Annotated in this window: 16 protein-coding genes; 6 read left to right on the forward strand and 10 right to left on the reverse strand. The window is 61.8% G+C overall.

Features of this window, described 5'->3' with window-relative positions; all coding sequences use genetic code 11:
- Positions 1 to 85: 85 nt before the first annotated feature.
- Positions 86 to 889, reverse strand: coding sequence for a hypothetical protein (locus ABJF10_RS20735; RefSeq protein ID WP_348546519.1), 804 nt, complete (start codon positions 887 to 889; stop codon positions 86 to 88).
- Between the two features lie 109 nt (positions 890 to 998).
- Between ABJF10_RS20735 and gcvT the strand changes: the two genes are divergently transcribed.
- Genes gcvT through xerA form a run of 6 tightly spaced genes read left to right on the forward strand, consistent with a single transcriptional unit; the run spans position 999 to position 5,702 of the window.
- Positions 999 to 2,114 carry a glycine cleavage system aminomethyltransferase GcvT gene (gene gcvT / locus ABJF10_RS20740; RefSeq protein ID WP_348546520.1) on the forward strand — a complete coding sequence of 372 codons (1,116 nt, stop codon included), beginning with the start codon at positions 999 to 1,001 and terminating at the stop codon, positions 2,112 to 2,114.
- Between the two features lie 22 nt (positions 2,115 to 2,136).
- A complete protein-coding gene (gene gcvH, locus ABJF10_RS20745) occupies positions 2,137 to 2,541 on the forward strand; it encodes a glycine cleavage system protein GcvH (protein WP_348546521.1) in 405 nt (134 codons plus the stop codon).
- A gap of 13 nt (positions 2,542 to 2,554) precedes the next feature.
- Positions 2,555 to 3,217: a DUF4412 domain-containing protein gene (locus ABJF10_RS20750; protein ID WP_348546522.1), complete on the forward strand. Its 663-nt coding sequence runs from the start codon at positions 2,555 to 2,557 to the stop codon at positions 3,215 to 3,217.
- A 31-nt stretch (positions 3,218 to 3,248) separates the two neighbouring features.
- Positions 3,249 to 3,821: a nucleoside triphosphate pyrophosphatase gene (locus ABJF10_RS20755; RefSeq protein ID WP_348546523.1), complete on the forward strand. Its 573-nt coding sequence runs from the start codon at positions 3,249 to 3,251 to the stop codon at positions 3,819 to 3,821.
- Between the two features lie 40 nt (positions 3,822 to 3,861).
- The gene (locus tag ABJF10_RS20760; RefSeq protein ID WP_348546524.1) at positions 3,862 to 4,749 is read left to right on the forward strand and encodes a phosphoribosylaminoimidazolesuccinocarboxamide synthase; all 888 of its coding nucleotides are present in this window, start codon (positions 3,862 to 3,864) and stop codon (positions 4,747 to 4,749) included.
- Between the two features lie 5 nt (positions 4,750 to 4,754).
- Positions 4,755 to 5,702 carry a site-specific tyrosine recombinase/integron integrase gene (gene xerA / locus ABJF10_RS20765; RefSeq protein WP_348546525.1) on the forward strand — a complete coding sequence of 316 codons (948 nt, stop codon included), beginning with the start codon at positions 4,755 to 4,757 and terminating at the stop codon, positions 5,700 to 5,702.
- A 2-nt stretch (positions 5,703 to 5,704) separates the two neighbouring features.
- Here xerA and ABJF10_RS20770 read toward each other — a convergent pair whose 3' ends face one another.
- From ABJF10_RS20770 to rpoN, 9 genes are all read right to left on the reverse strand, one after another.
- The gene (locus tag ABJF10_RS20770; RefSeq protein WP_348546526.1) at positions 5,705 to 7,333 is read right to left on the reverse strand and encodes a hypothetical protein; all 1,629 of its coding nucleotides are present in this window, start codon (positions 7,331 to 7,333) and stop codon (positions 5,705 to 5,707) included.
- Positions 7,330 to 8,187, reverse strand: a complete 858-nt coding sequence (locus tag ABJF10_RS20775) for an NAD-dependent epimerase/dehydratase family protein (protein ID WP_348546527.1) — start codon at positions 8,185 to 8,187, stop codon at positions 7,330 to 7,332. Before ABJF10_RS20775 ends, ABJF10_RS20770 begins: the two co-directional genes overlap by 4 nt.
- Before the next feature lie 2 nt (positions 8,188 to 8,189).
- Positions 8,190 to 9,131 carry an aldo/keto reductase gene (locus ABJF10_RS20780; RefSeq protein WP_348546528.1) on the reverse strand — a complete coding sequence of 314 codons (942 nt, stop codon included), beginning with the start codon at positions 9,129 to 9,131 and terminating at the stop codon, positions 8,190 to 8,192.
- A 55-nt stretch (positions 9,132 to 9,186) separates the two neighbouring features.
- Complete coding sequence (locus ABJF10_RS20785; RefSeq protein WP_348546529.1) at positions 9,187 to 10,479, reverse strand: dihydroorotase; 1,293 nt, start codon at positions 10,477 to 10,479, stop codon at positions 9,187 to 9,189.
- Positions 10,476 to 11,441 carry an aspartate carbamoyltransferase catalytic subunit gene (locus ABJF10_RS20790; protein ID WP_348546530.1) on the reverse strand — a complete coding sequence of 322 codons (966 nt, stop codon included), beginning with the start codon at positions 11,439 to 11,441 and terminating at the stop codon, positions 10,476 to 10,478. The genes ABJF10_RS20785 and ABJF10_RS20790 overlap by 4 nt, the downstream gene beginning before the upstream one ends.
- 5 nt (positions 11,442 to 11,446) lie before the next feature.
- Positions 11,447 to 12,010 (reverse strand): bifunctional pyr operon transcriptional regulator/uracil phosphoribosyltransferase PyrR, encoded by a 564-nt coding sequence (gene pyrR / locus ABJF10_RS20795; RefSeq protein ID WP_348546531.1) that lies wholly within the window; start codon positions 12,008 to 12,010, stop codon positions 11,447 to 11,449.
- Positions 12,011 to 12,057: 47 nt separating this feature from the next.
- On the reverse strand, positions 12,058 to 12,273 hold the full coding sequence (locus tag ABJF10_RS20800) for a hypothetical protein (RefSeq protein ID WP_348546532.1): 216 nt from the start codon (positions 12,271 to 12,273) through the stop codon (positions 12,058 to 12,060).
- 89 nt (positions 12,274 to 12,362) lie between these two features.
- Positions 12,363 to 13,415 carry an Mrp/NBP35 family ATP-binding protein gene (locus ABJF10_RS20805; RefSeq protein WP_348546533.1) on the reverse strand — a complete coding sequence of 351 codons (1,053 nt, stop codon included), beginning with the start codon at positions 13,413 to 13,415 and terminating at the stop codon, positions 12,363 to 12,365.
- Positions 13,416 to 13,968: 553 nt separating this feature from the next.
- Positions 13,969 to 14,982: RNA polymerase factor sigma-54 (gene rpoN, locus ABJF10_RS20810; RefSeq protein ID WP_348546534.1), on the reverse strand; the 1,014-nt coding region annotated here is incomplete at its 5' end.

Genomic DNA, 14,982 nt, shown 5'->3' on the forward strand with positions numbered 1-14,982 from the left:
ACCAAAGACACCGCTGGTAGAGCGACGGGGTCCTTCGACTTCGCTCAGGATGACCCCGAGGTGGAAGTCACTCTCGTTCGACAGCCTACACAGCCGGCGGCGGCGGAGACGCTTTCGGCAGGTGCTCCACGCAGTATTCGTGACCGTCTTTGGCCACGCGAAACTCCAGTTCCGGCGCTTGAATCTCCGTTCGTCCACAGACCTCGCAGCGATGCATGGACTCTTCCTCGGGGCGGCGCGCCGCCTCAAAGCGCGTGCGCCGGGAGTGCACGTCTTTGCGATGCATGGCGTCCTGGTAAATATCGTAACCGAAAAAGAGGAAGTAATTGGCGAACGCCACCAGCAGGGAAAGGCGGTAGTCCCATCCATTGCCGATAAAGCCAAGGAAGAGCCACGCACCCGTGAGCCACGCCATCCACTTCACCTTCACCGGGATCAGAGCCATCAGGTAGATCATCGTCTCCGGATAGAACCGTGCGAAGGCAAAGAGGAGCGAACTATTGAGCATCACGGTGGCGAAGTTGGCGCCGGTGAAAAACGCTGCCACGGTGGTGCCGAACATGCCGAGGAAATAGAAGACATTCACCCGGAAGCTGCCCATGGCGTTCTCGAGTCCATCACCCAGCCACCAGAGGTAATAGATGTAAAGAAAGGCGAAGACCCAGTCGGCGATCGGTCCGCCGATCGAGGGTATAAAGACGTAGGTGACGAGCCGCCAGACCTGGCCGTGCATGACCGCCGTGGGATCGAGCCTCAGCACCTCGATGAGGTGTGGGTTCACCAGTTTGTAGAGCACGAAGACCAGGGCGTTGAACGCGGTGATCACCCGGATCAGATTGGGAATGGCCAGATGTCCGAAGTGACGCTCAGCGCGGTCGATCCATTTCATGTTCAAAGTAGAGCGCAGACTCTGGATTCATCCGTCTCAAATGCAACCGGCGATTCGTTTCTCCCCGTAGCAGATTGACACCGCAAACCCACCACTTACGCTCCCGCACGTGTCCGCCGCTACTGCCCTTAAACAGACCCCACTTCACGAGGAACACGTCCGTCTCGGTGCGAAGATGGTCGACTTCGGCGGCTGGTCGATGCCGGTGCAATACACCGGGATTATCGATGAGCACCACGCCGTCCGCACCAAGCTCGGCGTCTTCGATATCTCCCACATGGGCCAGTTTTTCGCTGAAGGCCCCGGCGCACTGGCCTGGCTGAACGGGCTGCTGACCAATAACGTGGAGCGGCTGTCGGTCGGGGAATGCCAATACACGTTTCTGCTCAACGACACCGGCGGGGTGATCGATGACCTGATCGTCTACCGCATCGGTGACCAGAGTTACCTGATGGTCGTGAACGCGGCCAAGATCGACGAGGATTTTGCCTGGATGAAGTCGCACCTCGCGCCGGACGTCGCCTTCGAGAACCGCAGCGAGGAGTTTGCCGGTCTCGCGGTGCAAGGGCCAAGGTCGGCGCAACTGTTCGACGCTTTTTTCCAGGGTAAATACTCGCGCCCGGCTCGCAACGAAATCCTCCGGGTGGAGATCGACGACGAGACTTACTACGTCGCCCGCACCGGCTACACCGGGGAGGACGGTTTCGAGGTCTTCTGCCCCGCGAGTCGCGCGGTGAAATCGTGGAACGACATCCTGCGCAAGGGCGCTGATTTTGAAATCAAGCCCTGCGGCCTGGGCGCGCGCGACACCCTCCGCCTGGAGATGTGTTATCCGCTCAATGGCTCCGATCTTTCGCCGGAGACCACGCCGATCGAGGCCGGGCTCTCCATCTTCGTCGACCTGAACAAGCCACACTTCATCGGCAAGGAGGCCCTCGCCAAACAGAAGCAGGAGGGCGTGAAGCGCCGCCTGGTGCCGTTCAAGATGGTCGATACCTGCCCGCCGCCGCGCTCGCACTACGCCATCTATAAAGGCGACCGAAAGATCGCCGAAACCACCAGCGGGAGTTTGTCGCCTACCCTCAAGATCGGGATCGGCATGGCCTATATCCCCACGGAGTTTGCGCGGATCAACGAGCAGATCGAAATTGAGATCCGCGGCAAACGCTTCCCCGCCGTCATCGAAAAGAAACCCCTCCATCGCGCCGGCACGGCCAGCGCCTGACTCTCCACCACATCTCGCCATCATGAATGTTCCCGACGATCTCCAATTCGCTCCCACCCACGAATGGCTCCGCCTCGACGGCGCTGACGGCACCGTCGGCATCAGCGATCACGCCCAGGAGGAATTGACCGATGTGGTCTACGTCGAGCTGCCCAAGGTCGGCGCCCAGGTCACCGCCGGCCAGCAGGTCTGCGTGGTCGAGTCCGTCAAGGCGGCGAGCGATATCTATTCGCCGATCTCCGGCACGATCACCGCGGCCAACGACGCGCTTTCCGCCAATCCCGCGCTGATCAATACGGACCCGTACGGCGAGGGCTGGATTTTCAAGATCAAGGTCGAGGCCGGGGAAGAGATCGAGGAGCTGAAAAGCCCTGTCCAGTATCGCGAGTTGATCGGCGGCACCAGCGGCTCCGGCGAAGGCGTCTAGCATCCCGTCGTTCATGAAAACATTCCTCGCCGCCGTCATCGGGCTTCTCGCCGCCACGGCGTTGGCTCCGGCCGATCTGGTGATCGAGCAGAAAGTCGAGGGCGGCGGACAATCCGGCGACCAGACGATCAAGATCAAGGGCGACCGCGCCCGCACTAACTTAAATTCAACCGTGAGCATGATCACGAACGGCGCGACCGGGGAGATGATCACGCTCATGCACACGGGTCGCACCTACTTGAAAATGTCGCCGGAGCAGACCAAGGCGATGATGGAGCAATTGCAGAAGTTCCGCGGCGGTCCCGAGCCGGCGAAACTACAGCCCACCGGCAAAAAGGAAAAGATCGGCGAGTACGATTGCGAAATCTTCACCGCCGGGCTCGGCACGCTGACCGCCACCTATTGGATCGCCAAGGATTTCCCGAACTACCCGGGCATCCTCGCACAGCTCGATAAATTCCAGTCGAGCAGCCTCTCCGCGATGGGCAAAGGCCTGCTGCCGGACATCAAGGATTTTCCCGGGATGCCGATGAAGACGGAGATCGTCATGAACGGGAAAAAGGTCGCGACCACGCTGGTTTCCGTGAAAGAGGATAATGTGGATCCCAAGTCCTTCGACATCCCCGCAGGCTACAAGGAAATCACGTCGCCCGAGCTGAAATTTCAGCCGAAGTAGACGCCGCCCGTTCACCCCAGCCGCGCCCGCCATGCCGCCGCTGATCCTCGCCTCCACCTCACCCCGCCGCAGACGTCTGCTGCTCGAACACGGCTACAATTTCCGCGTCATGCCGGCGGAAGTCACCGAGATTGCCCCAGCGCATCTTTCGCCCGGCGAGATCACGCTCTTCAACGCGCGCATCAAGTCCCACGCCATCGCTCGCCACCAGCCGCGTTCGCTGGTGCTGGGCGTCGATACGGTGGTTGCGTTCGAGGGTGAGGTCCTCGGCAAGCCGGCGAACATGGAGGCCGCGTTTGCGATGGTGAGGCGGCTCAACGGCCGCACGCACGATGTCTATTCCGGCGTCTGGCTCCGCCACGCGAAGTCCGGTCGCGAACGGGGCTTCATCGACATCACGCGGGTTCACTTTCGCCAACTCACCGACGCGCAACTGCATGCCTACCTCGCCCGCATCGGCCCGCTGGACAAGGCCGGCGCCTACGCCGCGCAGGATGATCGCGGCGAATTGATCGACAGCCTCGAGGGCTCGTTCAGCAACGTCATCGGCCTGCCGATGGAAGCGCTGGCCGGAGCACTGCGAGAGTTCTCTTCGCTCGAATAGAAGGTTGGATGTTGCGGCACCTCAGTCCATGCTCCGCGCGATGGATATTTTGACCCTCGACCTCCCCGGCGTGCGCAAGATCGCCAGCGGCAAAGTGCGCGAGATCTTCGACCTCGGCGAACATCTGCTGCTCGTGGCCACGGACCGGATCAGCGCCTTTGATTGCATTCTGCCCAACCCGATTCCACGCAAGGGCGCGGTGCTGACCTCGATTTCGGCCTATTGGTTTCAACGCTTCGGCTTCGTGGAAAACCACGTCGTCGCCACCGAGGTGCGCGACTTTCCCGCTGTGCTGCAACCGTACGAAGCGCAACTTGCCCAGCGCGCGATGGTGGTGAAAAAGGCGCGTCCCCTGCCAGTCGAGTGCGTAGTCCGTGGCTATCTCGCGGGCTCGGGATGGAAGGAATATCAGGCCTCGCAGACGATCTGCGGGATTAAGTTACCGGCGGGACTGCGCCAGGCGGAACAATTGCCGGAGACGATCTTCACCCCCTCGACCAAAGCGGAGAGCGGGCACGACATGAATATCCCGTGGGACGAATGCCGCCGCCTGGTTGGCGATGATGTCGCCGAGCAAGTGCGCGCCTTGAGCATCCGCATTTATGAAGAAGGCCGCGCTTACGCCGCAGAGCGCGGAATCATTGTGGCCGACACGAAGTTCGAGTTCGGCCTGCTCGAAGGCCGCGTCATCCTCATCGACGAATGCCTCACGCCGGACAGTTCACGCTTCTGGCCCGCGGACCAGTACGCGTTGGGCATCAGTCCGCCGAGTTTCGACAAGCAATTCGTCCGCGATTACCTGGAGACGCTCACGTGGGACAAGACTCCGCCCGCGCCCGCCTTGCCGCCCGACGTCGTGCGCAAGACGAGTGAGAAATATCTCGAGGCTTATGCTGCCCTGACCGGACAGCCGCTGGTGGGAACCTGAGCGCCATGCGCGCCGCGATCGAAGATTTCATCCTCTACCTCGCGACGGAGCGCGGCCTCTCGGACAACTATCAGCTCTCCACCCGCCTCTCGCTGGAAGGCTTTACCTCCTGGCTTGAACGGCGGGCAGTGAAGGGAGGCGCGGATGAAAAGAAGGAGCCCGCGGAAGATGAGCCACCACTCCCATCGGTCGCGCCCGGCACGGTCACACATCAACAGATCACTGATTACCTCGCGCACAAGAAACGTCTCGGGCTTTCCGCGGCCTCGATCAAGTTGGTCGTCGTGGCGATTAAGATCTTCTTCCGCTGGCTGCATGCGCGGAAACGCGTTGAACGCGATGTGGCCGAGGTGCTCCCGCTGCCGCGCACCGAGCGCTATCTGCCGGAAACGATGAATGAGCTGCAAGTCGACCACTTACTGGAAGGCGTGCCGGTCGATTCGCCACGCGGCTTGCGCGATCGTGCGCTGCTCGAATTACTCTACGCCAGCGGCCTGCGCGTTTCGGAGTTGGTGAACACGCGCCTGGAGAATCTCGACCTCGACTCCCGTATCGTCCGCGTCACGGGCAAGGGCAACAAGACACGCCTGGTGCCTGTCGGCCAAAAAGCCTGCGACGCCATTCGCGCCTATCTCGAAAGAGAGCGCCCGGCGATGGTTGGCAAGCGCACGGGTAGCGAAGTCTTTCTCTCCGCCCGCGGCACCAAGCTGAGCACGGTGCGCATCTGGCAGATCGTGAAAGAGTGCGCCAAAAATGCCGGCCTCGACATCAACGTCTATCCCCACTTGCTGCGCCATAGTTTCGCCACCCATTTGCTCAGCAACGGCGCCGACCTGCGCATCATCCAGGAGATGCTCGGCCACGCGGATATCTCGACCACGCAAATCTACACGCACGTCGACCAGCAGCGCCTCAAGGCGGTGCATCACCGCTTTCACCCAAGGGCCAAATAACGTCAGCGCGCAGCTTCGTCGATCAACGCACTGAACTTCTCGAGTTGGCTAAAGTCGCCGCGCCAGGTGGTGTACATCACGCCCTGCACACCTCCGGGCAGGGCTGTCGCCGCGGTCAGCCAATCGCGGATCTTTTCCGGCGGGGCGTCGTAGTAGCCGGCGATGACTTGGGCGTGGCCGCGGACGGCGAAGAACTTGAGGCTCTCGGCTTTCTTTCCGGCATTCCATTGCATGATCGTCACTTCCTTGGGCAATCCTTCCCACGACCCCGTGAGCGGACCATTGACCAGGTAGTAGGGACCGCGCACGGCGTTGTGATTGGGGTCGAACATGTCGTTCCAAACGTAGAGCCGCGCCCCGGGCGCCGTCTCGCGCATGATGCCGACGCAGCGGCTCACGTTGTCGGCGAGGAGTTGTCCGGGTGTGAGGTGACGCGACTGGCAGGCGTCGCACCAATTCGCGACGCGCAGTTCATCGTGCGACATCATGTAAGCCTTCGCATTCCACGCCGCGTGCACCCGCTTCGCCTGGTCGCGCAGCAGCTCATAAGTCTTCGGATCCGAGAGGCAGATCGCCGCCTGGTGCTCGTAGATGGTGGCCGCGTGGTGATAGCTCGCGAGCAGCTTCGTGCCATCGGGTAGTTTCGTGCGCAGCTTGGGCGGTTCGTGCCACGAATCGAATTCACCGGGATAAGGTGTCCGGCCCAACTGCGGATCGCTGAGTGATTCGTAGTCCCGTCCCTCGGTGAGCACCTTGCCCTCCGCGGTTTTCACGATGAGCGGCGTGCCGGGGCGGCGTGTCATATTGAGAAAGGCGACTTCCTCGATCTTCGCATCGCTCCACCATAGTGAACCCGCGCCCGCGCCCCACACGCCGAGATAAAGCGCCACGTCGGTGTATTCGAGCGAGTTGAAAACGATGTGGTGCACTTTCCAATCCTGATTCTCGCTCACGCCGAGACTCGTCCATTGCAGCGGACGCCCACCCTCCTTCACCGACAGCACCTTGATCTCCGGCTGTTCGTGAAAGTCCTGCGTTTTGATCCGCACCGAAACATGGTACTGTCGCCACGGCTGGACCTTCAGCCCCTGCACGAGTCGCGCATTCTTTCCGCCGGCATCGTGGATCCGCGCCGAACCGTTCTCCGCAACGACGAATTCGTCCTTCCATGTCCATTTCTTCAGGTTCGAGAAATCGCCGCCCGGCAACCTGGGAGCGTCGGGATCGTCGAGTCGGGCGACACCGCCTTGCACGACCAACGGCACATCCTTCGCGGGCAACCCCTCGATCAGGTTGGGATCGCGACTGAGCAAGTCATTCGAGTAGCCCACGGAAAAGATCGCGGGCACGATCTCGATCTTCAATTCCGTCGCCAGGGCTTTCACCCGCTCGACGTTCCGAAAGTAGCGCGGCTCCATCTCGCCGAGGCGGTTGAATTTCGAGTCCGCCAGCAGGACGTGCGAATAGCCGGACGCAGCAGCCCGCCGCCACAGCTTTTCGAGGAAATCGACATTCGCATCCACGAGCAGATTGGTGGGCTGGTAGAGCCATTTCTCCACGGCCCGTGCCGGTGCGATCAGGACAACGAGAAAGAGAATGAACGAAAGGACCGATGAGCGGGAGGAACTCATGCGCCCGCATTCTGGACGAGTTCCGGATCGCTGGCAACCGCCTCAAAAAACGACGGGTACCGCGGCGTCCAGCCGAGGGCGCGCAGCCGCGCATTGCTGACCCGTTTATTCGTCCAGCCGCGTTTGCGATTCACGTCGATCGGGCCGCTGGACGGGAGCGGCCGGTTGAAGCGTTGCGCGAGCCAGGTGTAGATCTCGTGCTGGGTGAGCGGCTGGTTGTCGGTCACATTGAAGACGCCCGAAACTCGAAAATGAGCGAGGCGGGCGAGCGCCCCCGCGATATCGTCGCGGTGCACCTGGTTGATCCATTTCGCTCCCTCCCCCTCGATGATGGCGGTACCGTCGAAAAACTTGCGCAACAACACCGAGCGGCCCGGGCCGTAGATGCCGGCGAGGCGCGCGACGATTCCCTTTTGCGTGATGACCAGATCCTCCGTCTCACGCAAGAGGCGTCCCGTTTCACGATCGGGCTCCACCAGACTATCCTCCGTGACCCACCCACCGTCCGTTTGCGCATAGACCGACGTGCTGCTGGTGAAGAGCAATTGCGCGGGCGTAAAGACAGCGTTGAGATGGCGCGCACCTTCCAGATACACGCGCCGATATTGCTCGGCGCCTCCCCGCCCTGAACTGGCGCAATGAACGACCACGTCGAATGGTCCAAGGTGAGCGTGCGCCTCTACTGACGCACGTTCGCCGATATCGCAGGCCATCACCTTGAACGCTTCACCAGCAAGCTTCGCGGCCGACTCTTCCGAATGCGTGAGCCCGATGACTTCCCAATCGCGCTGGGCAAAGAGCCGCGCGGTCGCTAGCCCGACGAAACCGCAGCCGGCGATGAGGACTTTCGGCACTACTACGGCAAGGGTTCGCCCCGCGCCGCGACGAGCAGTCGATACCACTCCTCGCGGGTCAGCTCGATTTCGGCCCCGGCTGCGGCGGCACGAATGCGTTCCGGATTCGTGCTGCCAATGATGGGAATGATCTTCGTCGGATGCTTGAGCAGCCAGGCAATCGCGATGGTCGTGCGGCTCGTATTGCGCTCCTTGGCGAGGTCATCCATGGCCTTGATGATTCCCGTGCAAGGGTAGCCCTTTTGACTCGGCAGTACGTCCGTCGCTCCGTCGCCGATCAGTCCCCCGGCCAGCGGGCTCCAGGCCATGGGCGTAATGTTCATCGCCTGGCACTGGTCGAGCGTCCCGTCTTCAAAAGCCGTGAGCTGCGCGAGGCTGATCTCGACCTGGTTGGTCACGAGATTCTTCTCCAGCTTCTGCTGGAGCGCGCGTTGGAGCAGGCTCACCTGCGAGGGGCGGAAGTTGCTCACGCCGAATTCACGCACTTTTCCCGACTTGTGCAGGCTGGTGAAAGCCAGCGCGACTTCATCCACGTCCATCAGGTAATCCGGCCGGTGGAGTTGGTAGAGATCGATGTGCTCCACGTGCAGGCGCTGCAGCGATTGCTCGCACGAGCGGATGATGTGCTCGGCGGTGAAGTCGTAACGCTGGGGCGCGCCCGGCGGTTCGTCTGCCATGCGAATCCCGCACTTCGTGGCGACGAGGATCTTTTTGCGCAGCTTGGGATTCTCCCGGAGCACTTCCCCGAAAGCGCTCTCCGCCCGGCCATGGCAGTAGATATCGGCGTGATCGAAAAGCGTGTAGCCCGAATCGATGGCCGCATTGACCGCTTCCCGCGTGGTCTTGAGATCCTGTTGGATGTCCCCAGTACGTGCGATGCGCCAGCAGCCGTAAGCGAGCCTGCTGGATTGGAGTTTGCTGTCGCCGAGAGGGACCTTCTTCATAGCCAGATGCCTAGCGAGGTGTTCCCGCGGCGGCAAGCGCCGAGTCGCAATGTGATCACAACGACCAGACGGTCTCGCCGGCCACGATCGTGCGGACGGCGCGGCCTTTGAGCTCCCAGCCGTGGAAGGGGGTGTTGCGGCTGCGGGAAAAGCTTTGTTCCTTATCGACGGTCCACTCGAGATCGGGATCGAGGAGCGTGATGTCCGCCGGGGCGCCGATGCTGAGCGTGCCGCGGTCGAGGCCAAGCAGGCGGGCGGGCTCGGTGGTGAACATCTCCACGAGGCGCGCGAGGCTGATGGCCTTTTTCTTGTGCACGAGAATGTCGAGGAAGAGGCCGAGTTCCGTTTCGAGGCCGAGGATGCCGAAAGGAGCCTGGTCGAACTCCACTTCCTTTTCGTAATTGCAATGTGGCGCGTGATCGCTGGCCAGCACGGTGATCGTGCCATCAGCCACGCCTTCGATGAGCAGGTCGATGTCCCGCTGGGTGCGCAGCGGCGGGTTCATTTTGAAATTCGTATTGAAGGTACGGATCGACTCGTCGGTGAGGGCGATGTGATGCGGACAAATCTCGCCGCTTAGTGCCACGCCGCGGCTGCGGGCTTCGCGCAGGATGCGCACACTGCCGCCGCTGCTCAGGTGCTGGCAGTGAATGGGCGTGCCGGTGAGTTCCACGAGTTGGGCATTGCGCGAGACGATGATTTCCTCGCCGATCGCCGGCCAGCCGGGCAGGCCGAGCACGGTGCTCCAGTAGCCCTCGTGCATCACGCCTTTGCCCACGAGTGCGTAGTCCTGGCAGTGGTCCATGACGGTGAGGTTGAACATGCGCGCATACTCCAGCGCGCGGCGCATAACTTCGGGATTCTGGATGCAATGGCCGTCGTCGGTCAGCGCCACGATGCCGGCTTTGCGCATCGAACCGATGGGCGCGAGTTCTTCACCGGCGATGCCCTTGGTGATGGCGCCGGTGGGGAAGACATTCACGCACGCTTCCGCCTTCGCCTTCTCCACAATCCACGCGACGACGCTCGGGCTGTCGACCGAGGGCGAGGTATTCGGCATGCACACCACGCTGGTAAAGCCGCCCGCCGCCGCCGCCTTGGCGCCAGTAGCGATGGTTTCCTTGGCCGATTGGCCCGGCTCGCGAAAGTGAACGTGCAGATCAATCAAGCCCGGAGTGACGACGAGGCCGGTGGCATCGATGATCGTTTCGTCGGACTCCACGTGTCGCGCGGAGCCTTCGAGATCAATCTTCGCGATCTTGCCATCGGTGACGTAAATGTCGCCCACGCGATCAATCCCATTCGCCGGGTCAATGATGTGGCCGTTGGTGATGAGGGTGGTTTTCATCGTTTGGGGTTCGTCCCAGCGCAGAGGTAGAGAACCGCCATGCGGACGGCGAGGCCGTTGGTGACTTGGTCGAGGATGACGCTGCGGGCGCTGTCGGCGAGGTCGCTATCGATCTCGACGCCGCGATTGATCGGGCCGGGGTGCATGATGAGAGCGCCGGGTTTGAGGCGCTCGGCCCGTTGCTTGGTGACGCCGAAGAGAGCGGTGTATTCGCCGAGGCTGGGGAAGTATTCCTTGCGCTGCCGCTCGTGCTGGATGCGCAACAGGTTCACCACATCGGCGTCGGGCAGCACACTGTCGAGATCGTGCGTGACCTTCACCCCCATTTGCTCGAACTCGCGCGGCACCAGCGTGCTGGGACCGACGAGCGTGACGCGCGCGCCCAGCTTGAGCAGCGCGTGGATGTTCGAGCGCGCGACGCGGCTGAAGAGGATATCGCCAATGATGGCAACGTGAATGCCGGCGATGCGGCCGAGCTTTTCGCGGATGGTGAAGGTGTCGAGCAGGGCTTGCGTGGGATGCTCGTGCGCGCCGTCGCCCGCGTTGATCACGCTGGCGTCGAGGCGCTCTGCCAGAAATTGCGCGGCGCCCGCGCTGCTGTGCCGCAGGACGATGATATCGGCGTGCAAGGCCTCGAGATTCTTCGCGGTGTCCTTGAGCGTCTCGCCCTTGGTGAGGCTCGAGTTGGACGCCGTCATGTTGATCACGTCCGCGCTGAGGCGATGGGCGGCGAGCTCGAAACTCACGCGCGTGCGGGTGCTGGCCTCGACGAAGAAATTGACCATCGTCTGGCCGCGCAAGGCCGGCACCTTCTTGATCTCGCGCGTGCCGACGTCCTTGAACGCTGCAGCGGTATCGAGTACGTGGACGATCTCTGCGGCGGTCAGGTCTTGCAGACCGACGAGGTCTTTGTGCGTCCAGACGTTGGCGCCCTGGTTGGCGGAAGGGGAAGCGGCGCTCATGGGGATCAGGATTGGCTCATCCAAACGGAGTCGTCGACGCCGTCCGTGGTTTCGAAGCGAACGTAGACCCGTCCGCCAAGCGCGTTGGGGAGATTCTTGCCTACGTAGTCCGCGCGGATGGGCAACTCGCGATGACCACGATCCACAAGCACGGCATACTGAATGCGCGCCGGCCGGCCGAAGCTGGAGATGGAATCCATCGCCGCCCGGCAGGTGCGGCCCGAGAAGAGGACGTCGTCCGTCAGCACGATGGTCACGTCTTCCAGTTCGAGCGGCAGGATGGTCCGTTCGACGCGGGGCGGCAGGCGATGCCGGTGCAAGTCATCGCGATGCATGGCAACGTCGACAACGCCAGTGAACGGCTGAGTGCCGCTGAACTCCGCGAGATAGGCGGCCAGCCGTTTGGCGATCTCAATGCCGCGCGAGGGGATGCCAATGAGCGCGACTTTCGTGAGGTCGGGGTTGCGCTCGATAATTTCGTGCGCGATGCGCTTGAGACAGCGCTCGATGGCCGCACGGTCGAGGACGAGCGCGGCGCCGGGAGTGGGCGGAGTGGGTGCTGGGTTCATGTTCCTTTGCGACCTCGCAGGATCGCGTTAAAGGGACGGCTGAGGGACTAGTTGTTCACATGTCCGGGATGCCGCTGAGCCCGCCAAGAGGATCGGTGTTTCACAATCCAGTCGAGCAGGGCTTTTTCAAATCCGATGTCGTGGCCAGCCTTTTCGCTCTCGATCCACTTGTGGCGCAAAATCTCTTCGCGCTCCGCAAGGAATTCCTTGTAGAGCAAGGACTCGCGAACGAGTTCGGCCGGTTCATCAGTAGGAGAGCTCATTGCTGTGAGCATAATTTCTGGAAATTTTAACGGGCGTCAATTGTTTTACCGACGGGAAGAGAGATTCGCATGCGATGAGCGACACGGACCTATGCAGAAAGCGAGTCGTTCAGCTTTCGGGCAATTTGCACGAATGCCTCTGAAACCGGGTTGGTGGGATCGATGCTGGTCACCGGCTGGCCGCGGTCGCCGGCTTCGCGGGTGGGAATGTCGATCGGGATCTGCCCGAGCAGTGGCACCTTGAGGCGGGCCGATTCCCGTTCGCCGCCACCGGAGCCGAAGATGTCGTAACGCTTGCCGTCACTAGGCGACAGAAAGTAGCTCATGTTTTCGATGAGACCGAGGACCGGGACGTTGACCTTCTGGAACATGGTCGCCGCCTTGCGGGCGTCGATCAGCGCCACTTCCTGCGGCGTGGTGACGATGACCACGCCGGCGAGTGCGACCGTCTGGACGATGGTGAGCTGGATGTCGCCTGTGCCCGGCGGGAGATCGAGCACGAGGTAATCGAGCTGCCCCCAATCGACCTGCCGCAGAAACTGCTGCGTGTATTTCGTCACCATGGGCCCGCGGAGAATGGCCGGCGCCGCATCGTCGAGGAGAAAGCCCATCGACATGAGCCGCAGACCGTAACGCTCGATCGGGATGATGCGATTGTCTTCGGTAGCCATCGGACGCTCGCCGCTGCCGAACATCAGGCCGATGCTCGGTCCATACAAATCGCAGTCGCACAACCCCACCGCCGCGCCGGTCTGATGCAGGGCGACAGCCAGATTCGCCGCCACCGTGGATTTACCAACGCCGCCCTTGCCGCTGGCCACCGCGATCACCCGCTTGATGCCCTCGATCGCTCCCGCCGCCATGGGCGCGCCGCTGGCGGCCTGCGGTGCTTGCGGCGGCGCTTGGATATCGATGCGGACAGTCACCTGCCCCACCCCGGCCAATTGCGCGAGCGCGGCTTCCGACCCTTCCTTGATGGCCTGTGGAATCTTGGCGTCATTCGTCGCCAGCGACATCTGCACGACTACATCGACACCCGTGACCCGCACATCCTTCACTAAACCAAACGAAACGATGTCGCGGTTGAAGCCAGGGTATTTGACGGTCGAAAGCTTTTCTCGGACTTGCTCAGGTGTGATCATGCGGGCGCACACTCTCTGGCACGCCGCGCGCAGACCGCAACTGCGAAACGCGCCGTTTCCAGAACGCGAGAAGGAAAACGCAGACTGGAGGCTTGGCGACAGGTCCATGGCGCAACGGGGACAAACGCAGAGGCGCAGAGGAAAAGGCCGCGAGGCGGATCGCCTCCCCCCAAACGCCATTCAATGGCATTGGCGACGCCTCCGCAGATTACTATAGAGACCAAGGCGAGGAAAATTTCCGACCTTTACCCGCCTTGACTGGCCTTGACTCACCTTTGCTTTACTCTGGGCCGGCTTGATCTGCCAAGGCGGCTGGCAAGCGAATTACCTTCAGCAACAAAGATACCCTTATTGCATCTGGTTTGCGTCAATCCGCCGCCGATTCTAATGTCAAAGAACCTCTCCTGTCCTGGCCGCCGGCACCCCGAAACTTCGTCCTTCCTCTCCTCCCCTTATCTCCCGAAGGCGACTGTAGCCATACCCCGATCAAAAAGCAAATTTGCGGGAGCGCGGCCTGCGCGCCTACCGAGCCGGACACCGTTGTCCGCCCGCTTCAATACCGCTTCCGCATGTTGCTCGGCAGGATGTTCAACTCGCCGCGATATTTGGCCACCGTGCGGCGGGCGATGGGGATGCCGCGCTTCTCGAGAATCTCCACAATCTCCTTGTCGCTGAGCGGGGTCTTCGTGTCCTCGCCTTTGACGAGTTCGGCGATCGCGCCTTTCACACTCGTGTTACTCATCGATTCGCCGCCGGAGGTTTGATAGCCGGGGGTGAAGAAATACTTCATGTCGAAGACACCCTGGGGCGTCTGCATGTACTTGCCGGAAATCGCCCGGCTCACCGTGGTCTCGTGCACGCCCACGGCATCCGCGATTTGCACCATGGTCATCGGCTTGAGCGCGCTGGGGCCGTGCTCCAGGAAATCCTTCTGCCGCGAGACGATCTCATGGGCGATGTTCGAGATCGTCTGCTGCCGCTGGTGGATCGACTTGATGAGGAATTTGCCGCTGCGGATCTTGTCGCGAATGTAGTCCTTCACATCCGCACCGCCTTTGTCCTGCGACATGAGGTCCTTGTAGGTATTGCTGATGCGCAGATGCGGGATCTGTTCGCCATTCAGCGAGATGGTCCACTCGCCGCCGATCTTTTCCACGGTCACGTCGGGCAGGACGTAGTTGTTGGGATCGGGGGTGAAAATCTGACCGGGCCGGGGGTCGAGGGTGGCGATGAAATTCGCGGCGCGCTGGACTTGCTCGGCGGTGGTGCCGAGCCGCCGGGCGATTTCGGGGAAGCGGCGCTTGCCGAGGTCGTCGATGTAACGGTCGACGATGCGGTACTCCAGGCTCTGCTCCTTGCTCAGGCGCTTGAGCTGAATGAGAAGGCACTCGCGCAAATCACGGGAGCCGACGCCCACGGGGTGGAAAGTGTGCACATGCTCCAGCACGCGCTGGAGATCGGCCACGTCCATGCCGGTGTTCTGGGCGATTTCCTCGGGGCCGGTTTGCAGAAAACCGGTGTCGTCGATGTTGCCGATGATCAACTCGGCGATCTTGCGGTCCCCTTC

It is taken from the genome of Chthoniobacter sp., assembly GCF_040003245.1.
In the GTDB taxonomy this organism is placed as follows: domain Bacteria; phylum Verrucomicrobiota; class Verrucomicrobiia; order Chthoniobacterales; family Chthoniobacteraceae; genus Chthoniobacter.